Annotated in this window: 12 protein-coding genes and 1 riboswitch; of the genes, 9 read left to right on the top strand and 3 right to left on the bottom strand. The window is 50.8% G+C overall.

Annotated elements, in window-relative coordinates; all coding sequences use genetic code 11:
• Positions 1 to 5: 5 nt before the first annotated feature.
• Complete coding sequence (locus ACN6MW_RS07905) at positions 6 to 5,678, top strand: 5'-nucleotidase C-terminal domain-containing protein (protein ID WP_419874974.1); 5,673 nt, start codon at positions 6 to 8, stop codon at positions 5,676 to 5,678.
• A 170-nt stretch (positions 5,679 to 5,848) separates the two neighbouring features.
• Positions 5,849 to 6,805, top strand: a complete 957-nt coding sequence (locus tag ACN6MW_RS07900) for a sugar-binding transcriptional regulator (protein ID WP_419874973.1) — start codon at positions 5,849 to 5,851, stop codon at positions 6,803 to 6,805.
• 335 nt (positions 6,806 to 7,140) lie between these two features.
• Here ACN6MW_RS07900 and ACN6MW_RS07895 read toward each other — a convergent pair whose 3' ends face one another.
• Complete coding sequence (locus ACN6MW_RS07895; RefSeq protein WP_419874972.1) at positions 7,141 to 7,986, bottom strand: bifunctional 5,10-methylenetetrahydrofolate dehydrogenase/5,10-methenyltetrahydrofolate cyclohydrolase; 846 nt, start codon at positions 7,984 to 7,986, stop codon at positions 7,141 to 7,143.
• A 61-nt stretch (positions 7,987 to 8,047) separates the two neighbouring features.
• A riboswitch (ZMP/ZTP riboswitch) is annotated at positions 8,048 to 8,126 on the bottom strand.
• A gap of 180 nt (positions 8,127 to 8,306) precedes the next feature.
• Between ACN6MW_RS07895 and ACN6MW_RS07890 the strand changes: the two genes are divergently transcribed.
• The 7 genes from ACN6MW_RS07890 to ACN6MW_RS07860 all read left to right on the top strand — a co-directional run bounded on the left by ACN6MW_RS07890 (position 8,307) and on the right by ACN6MW_RS07860 (position 17,299).
• Positions 8,307 to 10,034 carry an ABC transporter ATP-binding protein gene (locus ACN6MW_RS07890; protein WP_419874971.1) on the top strand — a complete coding sequence of 576 codons (1,728 nt, stop codon included), beginning with the start codon at positions 8,307 to 8,309 and terminating at the stop codon, positions 10,032 to 10,034.
• Positions 10,035 to 10,038: 4 nt separating this feature from the next.
• A complete protein-coding gene (locus tag ACN6MW_RS07885) occupies positions 10,039 to 11,778 on the top strand; it encodes an ABC transporter ATP-binding protein (RefSeq protein ID WP_419874970.1) in 1,740 nt (579 codons plus the stop codon).
• A 77-nt stretch (positions 11,779 to 11,855) separates the two neighbouring features.
• Entirely contained in the window at positions 11,856 to 12,134 is a 279-nt protein-coding gene (locus ACN6MW_RS07880) for a hypothetical protein (protein WP_364145833.1), read from the top strand.
• Positions 12,135 to 12,313: 179 nt separating this feature from the next.
• Positions 12,314 to 13,741, top strand: coding sequence for a spore germination protein (locus ACN6MW_RS07875; protein WP_419874969.1), 1,428 nt, complete (start codon positions 12,314 to 12,316; stop codon positions 13,739 to 13,741).
• A complete protein-coding gene (locus ACN6MW_RS07870) occupies positions 13,738 to 14,949 on the top strand; it encodes a Ger(x)C family spore germination protein (RefSeq protein ID WP_419874968.1) in 1,212 nt (403 codons plus the stop codon). Before ACN6MW_RS07875 ends, ACN6MW_RS07870 begins: the two co-directional genes overlap by 4 nt.
• A gap of 21 nt (positions 14,950 to 14,970) precedes the next feature.
• Entirely contained in the window at positions 14,971 to 16,071 is a 1,101-nt protein-coding gene (locus ACN6MW_RS07865; protein ID WP_419874967.1) for a GerAB/ArcD/ProY family transporter, read from the top strand.
• A gap of 361 nt (positions 16,072 to 16,432) precedes the next feature.
• On the top strand, positions 16,433 to 17,299 hold the full coding sequence (locus tag ACN6MW_RS07860) for a YitT family protein (RefSeq protein ID WP_419874966.1): 867 nt from the start codon (positions 16,433 to 16,435) through the stop codon (positions 17,297 to 17,299).
• 71 nt (positions 17,300 to 17,370) lie between these two features.
• On the opposite strand, the gene ACN6MW_RS07855 is transcribed toward ACN6MW_RS07860, so the two are convergent.
• Positions 17,371 to 18,573 carry an SLC45 family MFS transporter gene (locus tag ACN6MW_RS07855; protein ID WP_419874965.1) on the bottom strand — a complete coding sequence of 401 codons (1,203 nt, stop codon included), beginning with the start codon at positions 18,571 to 18,573 and terminating at the stop codon, positions 17,371 to 17,373.
• Positions 18,570 to 19,316, bottom strand: coding sequence for a glycerophosphodiester phosphodiesterase (locus ACN6MW_RS07850; protein ID WP_419874964.1), 747 nt, complete (start codon positions 19,314 to 19,316; stop codon positions 18,570 to 18,572). Before ACN6MW_RS07850 ends, ACN6MW_RS07855 begins: the two co-directional genes overlap by 4 nt.
• Positions 19,317 to 19,340 lie beyond the last annotated feature (24 nt).

Below are 19,340 nucleotides of genomic sequence, written 5' to 3'. Positions count from 1 at the left end.
CGGGAATGCAGAATTTGATTAGACGAACACAAAGAAAAGCCTGCATGCTGCTTGCGGCTCTTCTGGTTGCTGGCAGCACGCTCGGAAGCATCGGGAGCACGGTACATGCAGCGCCTGCCAATAATAATCTAGTGATTTCGCAGGTGTATGGCGGAGGTGGCAACAGCGGGGCCGTATTCAAAAATGATTTTATTGAATTGTACAACCCTACTCCGTTCGATGTCACGTTAGACGAATGGTATATCGCTTATGCATCAGCAGGAGCGACAGCCTATCCGGCAAGAAATGCTTCAAATACGCTTGCGCTTTCCGGGAAGATTGGCGCAGGCAAATATTATTTGATTCAGCTTAAAGCAGGAGCCGCAGGTACGGTTGAATTGAGCTCACCGGATTTGAGCTCGGCAGCAATCGATATGGGCGGTACGAACGGGAAGATACGACTGTATAATGGCTCTTCTGCTGTTGTGGATACAGTCGGCTATGGATCGGCTAGCGTGCCTGAGACGCTGGAGACCACAGCGGCCGGCGCTTTAAACTCGACGAAAGCGGCGATTCGCAAATCGCTTGATCAAGTAGAAAGAGCTCTCGATACGGATAACAATAGCACGGACTTTACCATCGGGACGCCCGATCCGCGCAATTCTTCTTATGGAGATACTGCAGTAGGAGTAGAAGCGGTCGCAGCGGATGTAAGCCCTGGAGCCGTGCAATCGGGCACGGTCATTAAGCTCTCGACGCCAACGGTTGGCGCCAGCGTTTACTACAGCGTCTACGGCGCAGGCGATGCGCAGGTTGCTCCCGAAAATTTCACTTGGTATCAACCGGGTACTTCATCCATTGTCATAACGGGAACAACGACGGTCCATGCGTATGCGAAGAAAGAAGGCTTAACGAATAGCGAGCTTCGCGAATTTTCGTACAGCCTCTCGGAGTTAGGTACAATTGCTGAGGCACGGGCTGCCGCGGTTGGCACAAACGTCACCCTAAGCGGCGTAGTTACGCACAGGGCGGACTCCGGCGGGTTTGTCAATCTATTTGTTCAGGATGCGAATAACGGCATCATCGTTAGAGTGCCGAACAGCGTCTCCGCGGAGCCGGGCGATCAGATTGAGGCTTACGGCAAGCTGACCGAATTTTCGGGTTTGCTTCAATTGGAAGCAACCGTACAAAATACGAAGGTAACGGGTTCAGTTCCTGTCCCTTCGCCTATCCTAGTAGATTCGACTAGCTTTGGCAAAACGGTCGACAATCGCAATAAATTCGAGGGTCGTTTGGTACAAGCGAACAGCTTGACCGTTGAAAGTGCTGTCGGCGGCGTAGTTACGGCAACGGATACGGTCAGCGGCGGCAAAATCATTATCTATTCCTCTGATGCTTCCTTTGTCGCAGGGAAAACCTTTGAGCAGGTTACTGGCGTCATGACGTACCATTCCAGCGTAGGGCTGGAGATTCTTCCGCGCTTTCCGCTGGACATTGTAGAGAAGCGTCTAGCCGTTCAAGCAAGCATCCCGTCTGGCGGCATTAACGCAGGCGGCTCGGTAGCGCTTAGTACGCTGGCCGAAGGCGGCGTCATTCGTTACACAACGGACGGAACCAATCCAAGTGCTGCTACTGGAACGATTTACACGGCTCCGATCATCGTAAATGCAAATACAGTCATCAAAGCCGTCGTTACGGCAGGCGGAGCGACAAGCGAAGTGTCCGCTTTTGCCTATACCGTGCTTGAAAACACCAATGGGATCGCAATTAACAAAATTCAAGGCGAATCACATAAGTCGATTTACAACAATGTACAGGTTTCCAATGTCACGGGCATCATAACTTCGGTAACTACGAATTCCTTCTATATGCAAGCGCCTGATGCGGAAAAGGATAACAATCCTAACACGTCGGAAGCCATTCAGATCTATAAGCCGGCGCATGGCTTGGTAGTAAAGGATGCTGTATCCGTATCGGGTACGGTGCAGGAATACGGCAACAGCCCATCGCTTACGGTCACTCAAATTAATGCCGAGTCGATCAATAAGCTGTCAAGCGGCAATGACATTCCAGCCGCAGCCTTGATTGGGACAGGCGGACGCATTATTCCAAACCTAATCGATTCAGACCGTTTTGGCGTGTTTAATCCAGCCGTCGATGCGATTGATTTCTTTGAAAGTTTGGAAAGCATGCTTGTCGAGCTCAATCAGCCGACGATTACGGGACCGTATGCCAATTCTGTAACTCCGGTTACGGTGGATAACGGCGCGAATAATCCGGTAAAAACGGCTGCAGGCGGCATCGTGCTGCAGGGTGACGGATTAGATCCGACAGACAGCAGTCTGAATCCTCAAAAGCTGTTTATCGGCGGTTCCAAACCGGCGGGCGCAGAGATCAAAACAGGCGATGCTTTTGACGGCAGCATCGTCGGCGTCATTAATTACGCAAGCGATCTTTACAAGCTGATGCCGACGCAGGCATTGCCGGCTATTATCCGCAGCGGCAATACGCAGAAGGTGACGAGTATCGTACCGGCAGCGGATAAGCTGACTATTGCGACGTTTAATGTGGAAAATTTCAATGCGGCAGAAACGGCAAAAGCGGCGAAAATCGCATCTATTATTGTGACTAACATGAAGAAACCGGACATTATCGGCTTGATGGAGGTTCAAGATAATGACGGCGAGAAAGATACGGCTGTTACGGACGCTTCCCAAAGCTTCCAAACGTTAATTAATGAAATCAAAGCGAAGGGCGGACCTGCGTATTCTTACACAGACGTAGCTCCGGAGAATAATAAAGACGGAGGGGCTCCAGGCGGCAATATCCGCGTCGGCTTCTTGTATAATGCCGATCGCGTAAAGCTGGCATCAGACAGAAAGGGAAGTTTTTCAACATCGGTGAAGGTGGATGCATTGGGCGGATTGACGCAAAATCCGGGACGAATCGGATCCGCGGATGCCGCAACCTTCGCTTCATCCCGCAAGCCGCTGGTTGCGGAGTTCCTTTTTGAAGGAAAACGCGTAGTAGCCATCGCCAATCACTTGAACTCCAAAGGCGGCGACGGCAAACCGTGGGGCGATATTCAACCGGTTGTGCGCAGCAGCGAGATCCAGCGCGCGAAGCAAGCGGAAGCCGTTAACAGCTTCGTCAAGGAGCTTACGGCAAAGGATCCGGAGGCAAGCGTTGTCGTGCTGGGAGACTTTAACGATTTCCAGTTCTCCGGTACGTTGAACAAGCTGAAGGGCGTAGAGCTAACTAACCTTGTCGACAAGCTGCCCGTCTCGGAGCGCTACTCTTATATCTATGACGGGAACTCGCAAACGCTGGATCATATTTTGGTAGACAAAGGCAATGAAGCGAACGCGGAAATTGATGTCGTTCATGTCAATGCCGACTTCTCAACCGAGCAAGGCAGAGTAAGTGACCATGATCCGCTTCTTGCGCAGCTTGACCTGTCGGCGAAGAAGGATGCGGAGTTTGCGATGACGATTATGCATGTGAATGATTCGCATGCCAATTTGGCGAACGTAGCAAAAAGATTTACGGCGGTTAACCAGATTCGTCAAGAAACGGCCCATTCGATCCTTCTCGATGCCGGCGACGTATTCTCGGGTACGCTGTTCTTCAATAAATACTTAGGTCAAGCGGATTTGGAGTTTATGAATAAACTCGGGTACGATGCCATGGTATTCGGTAATCATGAATTCGATAAAGGGCCTTCGGTACTGGCTGATTTTGTGGAAAAAGCTAAATTCCCGTTCGTGAGCTCGAACATTGATTTCAGTAAGGAACCCGAGATAAACAGGTTAGTATCCGAACAAGCAATCGGTGAATCGGCGGAAGCAGGAAAAATCTACGACGCGGTTATTTTGAAAGAGGGCGACGAGAAAATCGGGGTATTCGGCTTGACGACCGAGGACACGAAGTTTCTTGCATCGCCAGGCGATAATATCGTTTTCGAGGAACATATCGCGAAGGCGAAGGAAACGGTCAAGATGCTGCAGGACAAGGGCATCAACAAAATCGTAGCGTTGACTCACCTGGGGCATGAGTTTGATCTCGTGCTTGCCGAGAAAGTTCCAGGCATCGACGTTGTCGTAGGCGGACACAGCCACACGAAAGTGGATGCGCCAAAGGTACTTCATGCTGACGGCGAACCTACGCTGGTCGTGCAAGCAGAGGAATACAACAAATATTTAGGCAGATTGGATTTGAAATTTAACGAAACAGGCGTACTCACCAAATGGAACGGCAAGCTGCTGGATATTGCCACATTTGCGGCAGACCCGGTTGCTACGGAGATGCTGAAGCCATACCAAGCAGGAGTAGCTGAGATCCAGAGTCAAATCATCGGTAAAACGAATGTGCTGCTGGATGGCGAACGCACCAACGTTCGCGCCAAGGAAACAAATCTCGGCAATTTGATGGCAGACGGCATGGTCGCTAAAGTAAAAAGCCTCGTCAGCGGCAATCCGGAATTGCAGAAGTATGAAGTAAAAGGCTTTGTTGCGATTCAAAACGGAGGCGGCATTCGCGCATCCATTAAGAAAACCGCGGAAGGCAAAACGGAAGGCGACATTACGCTCGGCGAGTTGCTTACGGTCATGCCATTTGGCAATAACCTTACGGCCCTTCGCATGACGGGGCAGGAAATCATTGCTGCGCTTGAGAACGGCGTGAGTGGAGTTGAATCGGGACAAGGGCGCTTTCCGCAAGTGTCCGGCCTGCGTTATTATTACGATTCCAAGAAGCAGCCAGAGGTGCTGGATTTGAATGGACAATTGACGCAAGCCGGCAGCCGCATCGTCAAGGTGGAAATTAAAAATGCGGACGGCAGCTACAGCCCAATTGATGTGAACGGCTATTATTTTGTGGCCACGAACTCCTTTATGGCAAATGGCGGCGACTTCTACCGCTCGATGAAGCAGGCAAAGGATGCTGGACGCCAGCATGAGCTGAATATCGTTGACTATGAAGTGTTCTGGGAGCATTTGACGAATCTTGGCACGATCAATATTGGAACGGAAGGCCGCATTACAGATTTGTTGGGCCAGCCGCTGCCGGGTGAAGGCGGAGTGAATCCAACTCCGACGCCAACGCCAACACCGACACCAACACCAACACCGACACCGACGCCAGGCGGAGGTGGTTCGGAAATCGAGTTCAGTGACGTAGGCAGCCATTGGGCAGCGAAGGCTATTGAAGAAGCCGTGAAAGTCGGGTTTGTCAAAGGGTATGGAGACGGCACGTTCCACCCTGGAGAAACAGCAACGAGAGCGCAATTTATTACGATGGTCGGCAGAGCGCTTCAGCTGGAATCAACAGCAGGCCAGTTGGATTTTGCGGATGCGGGTGAGGTTCCTGCATGGGCTCGTTCCTTCTTTGCCCAGTTGATTGAAGATAAAATCATAACAGGTTACGAGGACAATACAATAAGGCCGGGAAGTTCCTTAACCAGAACGGAAATGACCGTTATTCTCGTTCGCGCGCTTGGTATTGAGATTGATCCGAATGCGAAGCCAACCTTTGCGGACGTGAGCGACATTCCGGTATGGGCAAGACCGTATATTGCTGCGGCACAGACGGCAGGTCTTGTTAATGGCATTGGCAGCAACCAGTTTGCTCCGGATGTGAAGGCAACGAGAGCAGAGGTCGTTACGCTAATATTGGCGGCGCTAGATTACGAGCAGAGCTAAAAATCTTAAAGAAGTAGAAGCGTCCCATTCCACTTTGCAACGAGTGGGATGGGACGTTTTATTTTGCCTATCGAAAGGGCCGTGCTCTTGTTGTATTATTAATGCTGCTTTGCTATAGTTTTGTGGAATTATGGAGAGCGGTAGTCATACATAGAAAGAGTTGAGTTCGGATGGCGGATGATCGAATGGACGATAAGCTGAGCAAAATGATCGATGTGGCAAGACTGTATTATGAATTAAACTATAATCAGGAGGAAATCGCGCAGAAGCTGGGCGTTTCGCGTCCAACGATTTCCAGATTTCTTCAGCAGGCGAAGGATGAAGGGTATGTTCAAATAAAAATCGTTCATCCTAATGAGAACAATTTTGTGCTCGCCGAGCGGCTGCAGTCCAAGTTTGGGCTGAAAAAAGCAGTCATCGTCTCCGTGCCGCAATACGAGGACAGTATTGTGAAGCGTTACATTGGCGAAGCGGCGGCATCTTATTTATATGATACGGTGAGAGATGGCGATATTATTGCGACGACTTGGGGAACGACGCTTTTTCAAATGGCGACCCAGCTCAAGGACAAGCCCGTCCGCGATGTTAAGGTCGTTCAGTTAAACGGCGGGGTCAGCCATTCGGAGACCAATACGTATGCTTATGAAATCGTTCATTTATTCGGCAAGGCTTTTCATACGATTCCCTACTTTATTCCGCTTCCCGCGCTTGTTGATCATGAGGTGGTGAAACGGACGATTGAGTCGGACCGCCATATTCGCAATATTTTGGAGCTGGGAAAGCTGTCCAACATTGCGGTCGTCACCGTGGGAGCGCCAACCGAGGATTCGGTACTAATAAGAGCGAACTATTTCACCGATTCGGATATGGATATTATTCGCTCGAAGGCCGCAGGCGACATATGCTCGCGCTATATCGATACGGCGGGGGCCGTTTGTTCGGAGGAGCTCAATGAGCGCACAATTGGCATTAGTCTCGATGAATTGAAGCGCAAGGAGCAGTCGATTCTGGTGGCCGGCGGAGCGAAAAAGGTGAACGGCATCTACGGCGCGCTGCGCGGAGGCTATACGAACGTGCTGATTACCGATCAGTTTACGGGAAGGTATTTGCTGGAGCGAGATGAGTAGCGCAATTCTACTGCACAAACTGGAATGTAGTAAGAAGTCGCGTGGTGGAAGGTAGGGAGTCGAAAGAGTAAACGTTATTTACAGCCGCGCAGATGCGCTTTGGGCAGCTACACTGCACTTTGTGCAATAGAAATACGAAATAAAGAGACAGTAGAGCGCTACAGTGTAGAAAATACAGCAGAAAAAGCCGATGAAGACTCTAATGAGTCTGGATCGGCTGTTTCTGTTGCACTAAGTGCAGCGTAGCTGAGATTCGTCACGTATGAGTACGATTACGTTGCACAAACTGCAACGTAGCCAGAATACCACTCGTCCGAGCGATTCTGCTGCACGAACTAGATTGCGGCAACCTTTGCCGCGGCATCGACCGTATGCTTCAGCAACATAGCGATCGTGACGGGGCCGACGCCTGCGGGGACAGGGGTGATGGCGCTGGCCTTCGCAAGGCAAGCCTCATAATCGACATCCCCGATGTTCCCTGGATTGTAGCCGGCGTCTAGCACGACGGCGCCTTCGCGAATCCACTCTCCTTGAATGAACGACGGTTTGCCGACCGCAGCGACGACGATGTCTGCGGGCTTCAGCATTTCGGCTAAATTTTGTGTCTTGGAGTGGCATGTTGTCACGGTGGCATTGCGGTTCAGCAGCATCAGCGAAACTGGCTTGCCCAGAATCGGGCTGCGGCCGACGACTACGGCATGCTTGCCTTCAATCGGGATTTGATAATAATCGAGAATAGCCATAATGGCAGCAGGCGTGCAGGACGGATAGTCCGCATAGCCGAAAGCATTTTGGGCAAAGCCAAGCGCGGTCACCCCGTCCACGTCTTTGTGGATGCTTATCGCTTCAAAAGCTGCGCGTTCATTAATTTGATGCGGCACGGGATGCTGCAGCAGGATGCCGTGAACGAGCGGATCGCGGTTAAGCTGCGAGATGACCGCAATCAAATCCTCGGTCGAAATGGATTTATCCAAATGGATTCGTTTCGACTCGATGCCAAGCTTCTTGCATGCATTTCCTTTCATGCGGACATAAGTCTCGGAAGCAGGATCGTCTCCGACCAGTATCGTCGCCAAACAGGGCACAATGCCTGCGGCTCCAAGCGTTTCCACTCTAGCTTTCAACTGCTCTTTCATTGCGTCAGCGACGCGTGTGCCGTCTAAAATCATTTTGTCCGTCATGTTTACCCAGCTCCTTCGAATGGTTGTCGAAAAACATAAAAAGGCAAGGGGAATGTCCCCTTACCTTTGCCCAGGCGTACGGCTAATGATCTGCGCGCTTCCTCATGGTTCCCCATGCTCCGCCAGTTACGCACAGCTTTTTGTTGTTAGCTTCATTCTAACAGCTCCTGCGTAAAAAAACGAGTCATTACGCTCAGTTACTCCAATTTTAGTAGTGGGGAAACGATTGGCGGGATGCTATAATTACTTTAACTTGAGGGTGCGGGAGACGATGCCCTCTTATTACCGTTTCACAAAACGACAGGGATTGGGGTGCAGGCGTGTTAAAGCTGGGTAGATTTTTGGGGAAATATAAGCTGCCTGCCGTGCTGGCGCCGCTGTTCATGCTGCTGGAGGTGTGCATGGATCTGCTGCAGCCGCGGTTTATGGCGAGCATCGTGAATGACGGGATTATGGGCGGCGACTTGGGAGCGATTGCCGGCACCGCGCCGAAAATGCTGCTGGCGGCGCTTATCGGTTTAGTCGCCGGCGTCGGTTGTACGGTGTTTGCGACCATAGCTTCTCAAAGCTTTGGAGCGGATCTGAGGCAAGAGCTGTTTCAAAAGATACAGGGCTTGTCGCTTCAGTCGCTTGACCGCTTCGGTTCAGGGTCCATCGTAACCCGCTTGACTGGAGATGTCACGCAAATACAAGGCTTGGTGCTGTTGCTTCTCCGTGTTTTTGCGCGGGATACGTTCATTATCATCGGGAGCCTGGTCATGGCATTCCTGATCAGTCCGCGTTTATCTGTTATTTTGCTGGCGATGATCCCATTGCTTGCTGCATTTCTCGTCATTACCACGCGGGTAACCGTTCCGTTATTCGCGAAAATGCAGCAGCGGCTTGATCAAGTGAATACGGTGATGCAGGAAAATTTGTCGGGCATACGCGTTGTCAAAGCATTCGTCCGCGCCGATTACGAGGAAGAGCGGTTTAATGAAACGAATTCGAATTTGCTGCATGCCAGTCTGCGGGCGGCAAAAATCGTTGCGCTCAATACGCCGCTGATGTCGATTATTCTGAATTTCAGTATCGTAGCGGCGTTATGGTACGGCGGCATGCTTTCAGAGCAGGGCACGCTTTCGGTCGGCAGCCTTGCAGCATTTTTAACGTATATTACGCAGCTGCTGTTCTCCACCTTAGGGCTCGGCAATCAACTGATGGCCATATCCAGGGCAAAAGCCTCCGCCGACCGCATTAATGAAATATTGGAGTTCTCGATCGACCAACCAAAGGAAGAGCAGCAGCCCCTTCAGCAGCCGAAGCAAATTCGAGAAGGCCGAATCTCGTTTGAGCAAGTAAGCTTTAGCTATGAAGGTAATTTGGAGAAAGCCGTATTACGCGACATTGATTTCACGGCGGAGCCGGGAGAGACGATAGGGATCGTCGGCGTGAACGGAGCGGGGAAATCGACGCTGGTCAGCTTAATTCCGGCTTTTTACGAAGCGACGGAGGGCCAGCTCTGCATCGATTCGGTTCCGATTAACGAGATGGCTCCCTATGAGCTTCACAGCCAAATCGGCATGGTGCTGCAGCAGGCTCATTTGTTCAGCGGGACGATCCGGGACAATATCTGCTTCGGCAAGCCGGATGCAACGCAGCAAGAAATTGAAGCAGCAGCTAAAGCTGCCGAAGCCCATTCCTTCATTATGAAGTTGGAAAAAGGCTACGATACCGAGCTCGGACAGCGGGGCGTCAATCTATCCGGGGGGCAAAAGCAGCGCTTATCGATAGCGCGCACCCTGCTGCTGAAGCCGAGGATCGTCATACTCGATGACTGCACAAGCGCGGTTGATCTCAATACGGACCTGCTCATCCGGAAATCGCTGCAAACCATCATGAAGAGCAGCACCTGCCTCATTATCGGACAACGGATCGCATCGGTTCAGCAGGCGGATCGGATTATTGTGCTGGAGGACGGTCAAATAACTGCAATCGGAACGCATGGCGAACTGCTTCAAGGCAGCAAGCTTTATCGGCAAATGGCCTTATCCCAGCAAGGAGCGTAATCAGATGAATCCTACTTTGGCGACATTAAAAAAAATCGGCTATTATTTATTTCATCAAAAAACCAGTCTTCTGACGGTTATGTTGCTTACGCTTGCCGCAGCGGGACTAACTCTTGCAGGTCCTTATCTGCTGGGGACCGCGCTCGATGACTATATCATAGCCAAGCAATACGACGGCCTTCTTGGCATTTGCTTGCTCATGCTCGGGGTATACGCGGCGGGCAGCTTGGTCGGCTGGCTGCAGGCTTTTTTTCTAGCGGAGGTATCGCAGCGGACGGTTTGGAGCATGCGGAAGGATTTGTTCCATCATTTGCAAAAGCTCCCTGTTCCTTTCTTTGCCAGCAAAAACCACGGCGAGCTGATGAGCCGTACAACGAACGACATCGACAACGTCACGAATACGTTAAATCAAAGCTTAATTCAAATTATATCGAGTGTGATTATGCTTATCGGCTCCTTCACGATGATGCTCCTCCTCAACGTTTGGCTTACGCTGGTTGCGCTTGTGGTCATTCCGTTGATCGTATTCGTGTCGAAACGAATCGCGAAGGCGACGCAGCGGCAGTTCAAAGGACAGCAGCAGGAGCTGGGAGGACTTAACGGCTTTATTGAGGAGACGATATCCGGCCAGAAGGTTGTGGCCTTGTTCCATCAGGAGGAACGGATGGCGGAGCAGTTCAGCGCGGCAAACGCGAAGCTGAAGAAAGTCGGCATCAAGGCACAAATCTACTCCGGCACGATGGGACCGTTCATGAATATGTTCGGCCATATCAGCTATTTAATCATAGCGGGCGTCGGCGGCTGGCTTGCCGTCCATGATCAAGCAACCGTAGGCGTGATCATTAGCTTTCTCGGTTATTCGAGGCAATTCAGCGGCCCTCTAAATGAAGTTGCCAACCAGTACAACATGATCCAGTCCGGCGTCGCGGGAGCGGAGCGGGTGTTCGACATGATGGATGTTCCTTCCGAATATGAAGAAGAGGGAGCGGTCAAGCAGATAGCGTCGATTGCCGGCAAAGTGGAATTCCGGAATGTGCGCTTTGAATATACGGATGGAACGGCCGCGCTGAACGACATCAGCTTTACCGCCAGGCCTGGTGAGACGATTGCTTTGGTTGGGCCGACCGGAGCGGGCAAGACGACTATCATTAATCTCATCGGCCGTTTTTTCGAAATCAAAGAGGGACAGATATTGATTGATGACGAAGATATCCGTTCCATGGACAAAAACAGTCTCCGTAGCCAGCTCGGCATCGTGCTGCAGGATGCCCACTTGTTCTCGGGAACCATTCGTGAAAATATACGCTACGGCAGGCTGGATGCGACGGACGAAGAGGTGGAAGCCGCGGCGGTCCAGGCAAATGCAAGCAGCTTTATTGCCAAGCTCCCTGACGGCTATGACACGGAGCTGACAGCCGAGGGCGGCAACGTCAGCCATGGACAGCGCCAGCTTATCACCATTGCGCGCGCGATCCTTGGAGATCCCGCGCTTCTCATCTTGGATGAAGCGACGAGCAGCGTCGATACGCTCGCTGAGCTTCAGATCCAAGAGGCGATGAAAAAGCTGCTTAGCGGAAGAACAAGCTTCGTCATTGCCCACCGGTTGAGTACGATCCGCCATGCGGATAAGATCCTTTATATTAAAGACGGCCAAATCGCGGAGAGCGGCAGCCATGAGGAGCTGCTTGCAGGCAGAGGGCTTTATTATCAGCTGCACGGCAATCAGTTTTTACAAAACGCTTAGCTTGCCCCGTTCCGTTCATGCGTGCGGAATGAATGTGGTACAATGAGACGAGCGCTGCAATTAGGAGATGACAAACGATGAGCGAACAATTAAACGAGCAAGAACTGGTGCAGTATATAGCAGGCGAAACGAATGCGGACGAGAAGCTGATAAAGCTGGTATTGAAGCATGAGCAGGCTTATATCAACAGTGCAAAGGAAGACAAAAACGGCGAGGTCGATATCGACGGCGATGATTTGGTTGATTATGTGCTGAGCCGCCCTGACGTGAAGTCGAACGAACTGGTCGTAGAATCAATTTTGGACGCAGAGATGGATTATTTGATGGATAAGGGTCTTGCCGGCTACGTCGATTAGAAGGCTGTTTGAATGAAAGAAATGCCGGTTCACGAAGGGACTGCTTCCAAGCTATGGCTTGCGGAGGCAGTCCCTTTTTGTGCTGCGGCATGAATGATTGGGCCCGCTGCTTACGCAGCGAGCTGGTACGGTGCATACTCCCATTTATTCCCGGGAATACTTCAACATGGGGTGATGGAATGGCGCAAGCGGATGTTCAAACCACAGCTGGAAACGAGACCTTGCTGGTCAAGCAAATGAAACTGAATATCGAACATCTCTATCAAACGGTTGGTCAAAGCCCTGATTATGTTATCCGGCATTACTCGCGAAGCGTCGAGCCGGGCTTGACTGCCGCAGTCGTTTACAATGCCAATCTCTCTAATCGCCAAGCCATCGATGATGTGATCACCCATTTATTCGATGAAAGCAGGCCCTGCGAACAGGAGCGGGACGAGCATCTAAATCCGCTGCACTGGGTAATGGCCCAGGCATCGCTAATCGGCAGCGCAGCTAAATCAATGAACTGGAAAACGGTTATTCGGGCGGTCGTAACGGGCGACCTGATTATTTTTGTGGAAGGCAGCAGCGAGGCTGTCATTGTCTTTACCCAGGGGATGGAATGGCGAGCGATTACGGAGCCTACGACCCAGGTAACGATTCGCGGGCCAAAAGACAGCTTTACGGAATCGTTCAGCACCAATATTTCCTTAATTCGCCGCCGGGTTAAAAACGAGAACCTCTGGCTTGAAATGTTTACCGTAGGGGATTTGACGGAAACGGATGTTGCGGTGATGTATATTAACGGGCTTGCCGATGAGAAAGTGCTTCAGGAGATGCGGAAGCGGCTTAACGCTATTCGCGAGGACGGGATCCTGGAGTCCGGGACGATTGAAAAACATCTGATGGATAAAAAGCTTTCGCCGTTTCCGACCATTTATGATACGGAACGGCCAGATGGCGTCGTCGGGCATTTAATGGACGGGCGCATTGCGGTTATTGTAGACGGTACGCCTTTTGTGCTTATTGCACCGGTTACTTTTTTTCAGTTCTTTCAATCGGTGGAGGATGTTTATCAGCTTTCCGATATCGGCGTCCTGATCCGGCTCTTGAGATACGTGGGCTATTTTATCTCGCTTATGCTGCCCGCTTTGTACATAGCCGCAATTACGTTTCACCAAGAAATGATTCCTACGCCGCTTCTCATCAGCCTGGTCGCCCAGAGGGAAGGCGTGCCTTTTCCGGTCATTGTCGAGGCGCTCCTGATGGAGCTTAGCTTTGAGCTGATGAGGGAAGCGGGGGTCCGCATGCCGAGGGCGGTCGGACAAGCCGTATCCATCGTCGGCGCATTGATATTAGGGCAAGCAGCGGTACAGGCGGGCATCGTATCTGCAGCCATGGTCATTATTGTCGCGGCGACAGGCATTGCCAGCTTTACGGCGCCGGCGTTTAATATTGCGATATCGGTGCGTATTTTACGCTTTGTCTTGATGATTTTGGCCAGCGTATTCGGACTATTCGGCATCCTGATCGGATTGTTTATATTAGTGGCGCATTTATCCAGCTTGAAGTCGATTGGGATGCCTTATTTTGCATTTAATCTAAAGCGGGGACAGGGAAAAGGATGAAGAAACGTCTCGTTTATGTGCTGCTCCTGCTGGCTGCGGCAATGCCTTTAACAGGCTGCTGGAACAGCCGCGAGCCGAAACAGCTGGCCATCGTAATGGCTCTTGGCATAGACAAAGCGCCGGGAAATAAATACAAGGTTTCGTTTCAGGTTGCGAACTCCGGCCAGGTGGCGCCTGGGATCGTCGCCGGAGGCAGCGCATACGGAGCGCCGGCTACGGTTTACACCGGGACAGGAAGCTCAATCTATGAGGCGATTCGCCAAACCTCCCGCAAAGTGCCGCGCCAGTTATTTTTTGCCCATATCCGGCTTGTCGTCATTGGTGAATCGCTCGCCAAGGCGGGGATGCAGGAGCTGTTTGATTTCTTTGACCGGTCACGGGAGACAAGGCTTACGGCTATCGTTCTTGTCGCGCGGGGCAGAGAGGCTGAGCAGGTCGTTCGCACGCTGACGCCGCTGGAGAAAATCCCCGCGAACGCGGTCATGGGCAAGGTGGAATACAGCACGAGGCTTTGGTCGGAGAACCTGACGGTCTATATCGATGATGTAATCAAAATGATGGTCTCGGAAGAGAACGTGCTGCTTGTAAGCGGCGTTAGGCTGCTAGGAGACTTGAATCAGTCGGCTGCGAAGCGCAACGTGGAGCGAACGAGTCCGGCCGCGAGCATCAATATAAGCGGAATGGCTGTCATGCAGGATGGGAAATTAAAGAAATGGCTGGACGGAAGTTTGGCCAGAGGGGTCATCTGGGCGCGCAATAAGATGGATAGCTCCGTTATGACGATTGATGCAATGGGTAAGCCGAAAGCGGTCAGTATAGAGGTATTGAAGGGCAAAACGAAGGTCAAATCGCAGCTCTCCGGCAACAAGCTTAGCTTCCGCTATATGATCAATGCCGAGGGCTCCGTAAGCGAGCTGCAGGTTCCGCTGGACCTGAGCAAGCCGGAGGCCATCGACAAGCTTGAGAACCAATGGGCGGATGCGATCCGCGAGGAAGTGATGTCGGCGTTTAAGCAGGCGCAGTCCGACAAGCGGGATATGCTGGGGCTGGGCCAGTTGTTTAGGCGGGAGCATCCCAAGCAGTGGCGCAAGCTGAAGATGGATTGGAGCAGCGCTTTTGCGGAAAGCGAAGTAACGGTAACCGTGCATACCGAAATTCGCCATCAGGGCTTGCGTAACAAATCCTATTTGAGCAACATATCGAAATAAAAGGCCAAAAGGTGATTGCCTATGGAATCAGGAAAAATCAGCGGGCTTCAATTTTTTAGCATCATCGTCATGTTTGAGTTAGGCGGGGTAATAGCCCTTGGCGTTGGCGGGACCGCTAAACAGGATACATGGATAGCCATCTTATTCGGACTTATTCCGGGCCTTTGTATCCTGCTTGTTTACGGGAAGCTCTATATGCTCTATCCGAAAGAACCCTTCACAACGTTTGTGCCCAAAATCCTCGGACCCTACATTGGAAAACCGGTTGTATTCCTCTACAGCGTCCACTTCATGTATCAATCGGTGCGTAACTTTCGCGGAATCGGCAATGTCATGTCCATTGCTGTTTACGACGAAACACCGCTTATTGCGCTGCTGTGTTTAATGGCGATTGCATTGATCTATATCGTCTATCAGGGGATAGAAGCCATGACGCGGACGATCGTTACTTTTTTAATCGTTATGGTGGTTCTCGGGGTACTCGGGAATTTATTCGTCATTTTCTCGAATATCATTGATGTGAACAACATGCTGCCTTTACTCGAAAATGGGTGGAAAACGGTCATTAACTCGATTCCGCTTACTTATTTCCTGCCCTATGCCGAGCTGGTCGTAGTCATGATGTTTTTTCCGTATGTCGATACCAGAAAACCGGGTTCGGTAGTGAAGATTGGCGTCATGGCCGCCATTTTCTCGGGTCTGGTGCTGAGCTATACGATGGCGCTTAACGCTTCGGTGCTTGGCCCGGATCTGCTTAGCCGATCGACGATACCGCTTTTGGCGACCACTTCGAAGATCAACATCGGGGATTTTATTCAGAAAATGGATGGCATATCGATATCTACGCTGGTCATCAGTTATTTTTTTAAGGCCGTTGTTTATTTTTACGTGGCCGTCATGGCCGTGACCGATTTGTGGAAGCTGAAGGGGATTCAGGCTGTTGTGGTTCCGCTTGGCATTATTATTTTTTTCTCCTCGATTATGGTTGCGGAAAATTCGGTTGAAAACTATATCGAGGGCTACATCATCAACCCTTACGTGGCATTTCCTTTTCAGACTGCGATCCCGGTCGTTCTATTAATCGTTGCTTTGGCGCGGAGAAAGAAGCAAAGCGCTGCTTGAGGGCCGGGGGAAACAGGCTTAGGATCAGCACCAGCAGGCTTATAAAGATCATTAGGTATTCCGCGGTCGTAAGCATGATGAAATACGTGCCTAGGCTGAACCAGGCTTCCAGATAAGTCATGCCGTCAAACAGATTCATGACGTAATCGTAGATCAAATTGGATATGGCATACCCGATAATAATGAACGGCAGCTTCATTTGAACTCTCCTTTTTTGCAGGGAAACGCTTTTCGTTATTGTGGCGGAATAGGGACGTGAGTATGCGGCATATGTTCTAAACGGGGTACATGCATTTTTGAGAAAATTCCAATTTTGTGCTAAGGTTAAAGGATAGAATAAGAAAAAACGGAGGTTGAGCTGTTGGCAAAGGTACATAAGGGGTTATCATCTTTAGAAATTTTTAAACGGTTTATATTCATTACGATCGGCTCGGTTCTAATGGGCGTTGCCTTGGAATTGTTTCTAGTGCCGAACAACGTGATCGACGGAGGCATTGCCGGAATCTCGATTATGCTGGCGCATTTAACTTCGCTTCCCCTAGGCGTGTTCTTGTTCATTGTAAACGTACCGTTTCTAATTCTCGGTTATAAGCAAATAGGGAAAACCTTCGCGATCTCGACGTTGTACGGCATTATTGTCATGTCCGTTACAACTTCGCTGCTCCATCATGTTGAAGCATTCACGGAGGAGAAGCTGCTGGCCGTATTGTTCGGCGGACTTATTCTCGGAGTGGGCGTCGGTCTTGCGATTCGATTCGGCGGATCGCTGGATGGCGTGGAGATCGTATCGATTCTTATTTCGAAGAAGCTGCGCATGCCGGTCGGACAGATTATCATGATTTTTAACGTGGTTATTTTTGTAGTCGCCGGTTTCGTCTTTGAGTGGGATTCGGCTATGTACTCGATGTTTACATACTATATCGCCATTAAATTGATCGATATCGTCGTGGAAGGTCTCGACGAATCCAAGTCGGTTACGATTATTTCATCCGAATACGAAGAGGTATCGCAAGCGATCATTGATCGGCTTGGCCGCACCACAACGTTGATTCAGGCCCGAGGCGGTTACTCGAAGGATGAGACGCAAATGATCTATTGCGTCGTATCCCGTCTGGAGCTGGCTAAGCTAAAATCTATTGTGCAATCCATCGATGAGAATGCTTTTATTGCCATCGAGCATGTTTCCGACGTCATGGGCGGCGGCTTCAGCAAGGGCAGCATCCACTAATCGCCAACAAAAAAATCCGGCAGCGTCATATAACGACGCGGAGCCGGATTTTTTGTTGCGCTTTTTTGGGGTCAAAAACTTGTCGTCGCAGCCGTATCTTCCGCTGTCCTTGCCAAGCCTTTATCCTTAACCCCGAGAAGAAAGAGCAAAGCGATAACCATACCCCCCGATGAGAAATAAAATAAGACCGAATAGCCGAACAGGTCAATCAAGGCGCCCATCAGCGGCGGAGAAGCGATGGCTGCAAGCGAGGATATCAAATAATAGATACCGGTGCGCGTACCGATGCTTTGCTCCTTGCCGAGTGAAACGATAAAGGGATAGGAATTGATGTTGATCATAGCCCAGCATATGCCGCCGATTAGAAGCAGTGCCCGAAGCGGGAGCAGCGAATCAACGAATGAAATGGCGGCGAAAATCAAGACGAGGCCGATGACGCCAAGGGTGATAATAAGCTTTTTGCCGAAGCGGTTGCCTAGCAGGCCGCTTGGAATCGCGGCAAGCACGAAGGCGAGCGAGAAGAAAGCGAGCGAGAAGGAGGATTGCCCTTCGGTCAGCTGCAGGTGGTTTTTGCCATATAAGGTAAAGAAGGCTTCAACGCCTTGATAGGAAAGGAACCAGAAGAAAATCGCGCCAAGCAGAAAGAGAGTCGAGCGGGTCAGCTGTCCTTTAAAGGAGATTTTGGTCTTCTCTTCGTTCGCATTGTAGGCAATCGAATCGCGCCGTTCCTTAATCGCAAAGAAGAGAATGACAAGACAGCCCAGCGTTAATACGGATGCCGTAAGGAAGGGCAGCGAAGCGTGCTTCTCGTAAAGAATCGAGCCTCCGCCAAAAGCGATGATGGAGCCGATGCCGCCCATAAAATTGATAATGCCGTTTGCTTGCGTCCGTTTGCTGTCAGGCGTGATATCCGGCATAAGCGCAACGGCTGGAGAGCGGTACAAGCTCATCGACAGGTTCATCATGACCATGAACAAAACCAGCGTTAGTAGGCTGGTATGCCATGGAATCAACGCGCCAAACAGGGCGGCGAGCGGCATGCCGATAAGCAGGTAAGGAATTCTTTTGCCAAAACGGCTGTTTGTGCGGTCGCTGCGGCTGCCGATCCATGGCTGTAAAAATAAAGCGAAATAGTTATCGATCGTCATCATAAACCCGATAAGTGCGGTGCTTTTCAAAAAATTATCGAGGAAAAACGGGACAAAGGCGTTGTACAGCGCCCATGTGATGCTGATGCTGAAAAAACCGAATCCGAGCAGCCATGTTTTTTTCACCCTGCGCTTGCTCCTCTCCTTGCCAGAATCTCTGCCAGCCGATCTGGATAATCGGTAATGATGCCTGCCGCGCCGGCGTCGATCAGCGCCTCCATTTCAGATGGATCATTGACGGTAAAAGGGTGATAGACGATGCCGTGCGCAGCAGCCTCTGCTGCCCATTCCTGCGTTACCGCTAATTTATAGGCATGCAGCGCATCGGCTTGGAGCGACGCCGCATAATCCCATGGACGGTAAAGTCCTTCCATGTACAAAATACCGGTACGGATTTCAGGCGCAAGCTGCTTGCAGGCCACAAGCGAATAATGATTAAAGCTCGATATAATAACGCGTTCCGTCATGCGGTAATCCCGAACCATTCGGATAACCTTCTCCTCGATGCCGAGGTAGGGGATCGAACCGTTTTTGAGCTCGATATTGAGAACAATGTCGGTTGGCTTGAGCAGCTCCAGCAGCTGCTCAAGCGTGGGTATCCGCTGATTATGAAATGCTGGGGCGAACCAGCTTCCTGCGTCCAGCGAAGAAAGCTCTTCATACTCGGTATCTTTTACAAGCTTTTTTAAGCCTGCGGTTCTTGCCAAGGATTCATCATGAATGACGACGACCTGCCCGTCCTTGGTTAATTGAACATCGGTCTCGATACCTGTGGCGCCCAGCTCTAAAGCTTTCTGAAATGCAGCTAACGTATTTTCCGGACAACAGCCGCTTGCGCCGCGGTGGGCGAAATTGATCACGTTTTTCATAAGGGTTAATCCTCTCTTTTTCAA

The organism is Pristimantibacillus sp. PTI5 (assembly GCF_048572955.1).
Lineage (GTDB): Bacteria > Bacillota > Bacilli > Paenibacillales > Paenibacillaceae > Pristimantibacillus.
Note: the sequence above shows the minus strand (reverse complement) of the source record. Positions and strands in the feature narration are given on the sequence as shown.

Bases quoted from the DNA above. Each gene is read 5' to 3' on its own strand.
- ACN6MW_RS07870 (WP_419874968.1), top strand. From the start codon at position 13,738: ATGAAGAAACGTCTCGTTTATGTGCTGCTCCTGCTGGCTGCGGCAATG.
- ACN6MW_RS07900 (WP_419874973.1), top strand. From the start codon at position 5,849: ATGGCGGATGATCGAATGGACGATAAGCTGAGCAAAATGATCGATGTG.
- ACN6MW_RS07885 (WP_419874970.1), top strand. From the start codon at position 10,039: ATGAATCCTACTTTGGCGACATTAAAAAAAATCGGCTATTATTTATTT.
- ACN6MW_RS07850 (WP_419874964.1), bottom strand. From the start codon at position 19,316: ATGAAAAACGTGATCAATTTCGCCCACCGCGGCGCAAGCGGCTGTTGT.
- ACN6MW_RS07865 (WP_419874967.1), top strand. From the start codon at position 14,971: ATGGAATCAGGAAAAATCAGCGGGCTTCAATTTTTTAGCATCATCGTC.
- ACN6MW_RS07895 (WP_419874972.1), bottom strand. From the start codon at position 7,986: ATGACGGACAAAATGATTTTAGACGGCACACGCGTCGCTGACGCAATG.
- ACN6MW_RS07905 (WP_419874974.1), top strand. From the start codon at position 6: ATGCAGAATTTGATTAGACGAACACAAAGAAAAGCCTGCATGCTGCTT.
- ACN6MW_RS07875 (WP_419874969.1), top strand. From the start codon at position 12,314: ATGGCGCAAGCGGATGTTCAAACCACAGCTGGAAACGAGACCTTGCTG.
- ACN6MW_RS07880 (WP_364145833.1), top strand. From the start codon at position 11,856: ATGAGCGAACAATTAAACGAGCAAGAACTGGTGCAGTATATAGCAGGC.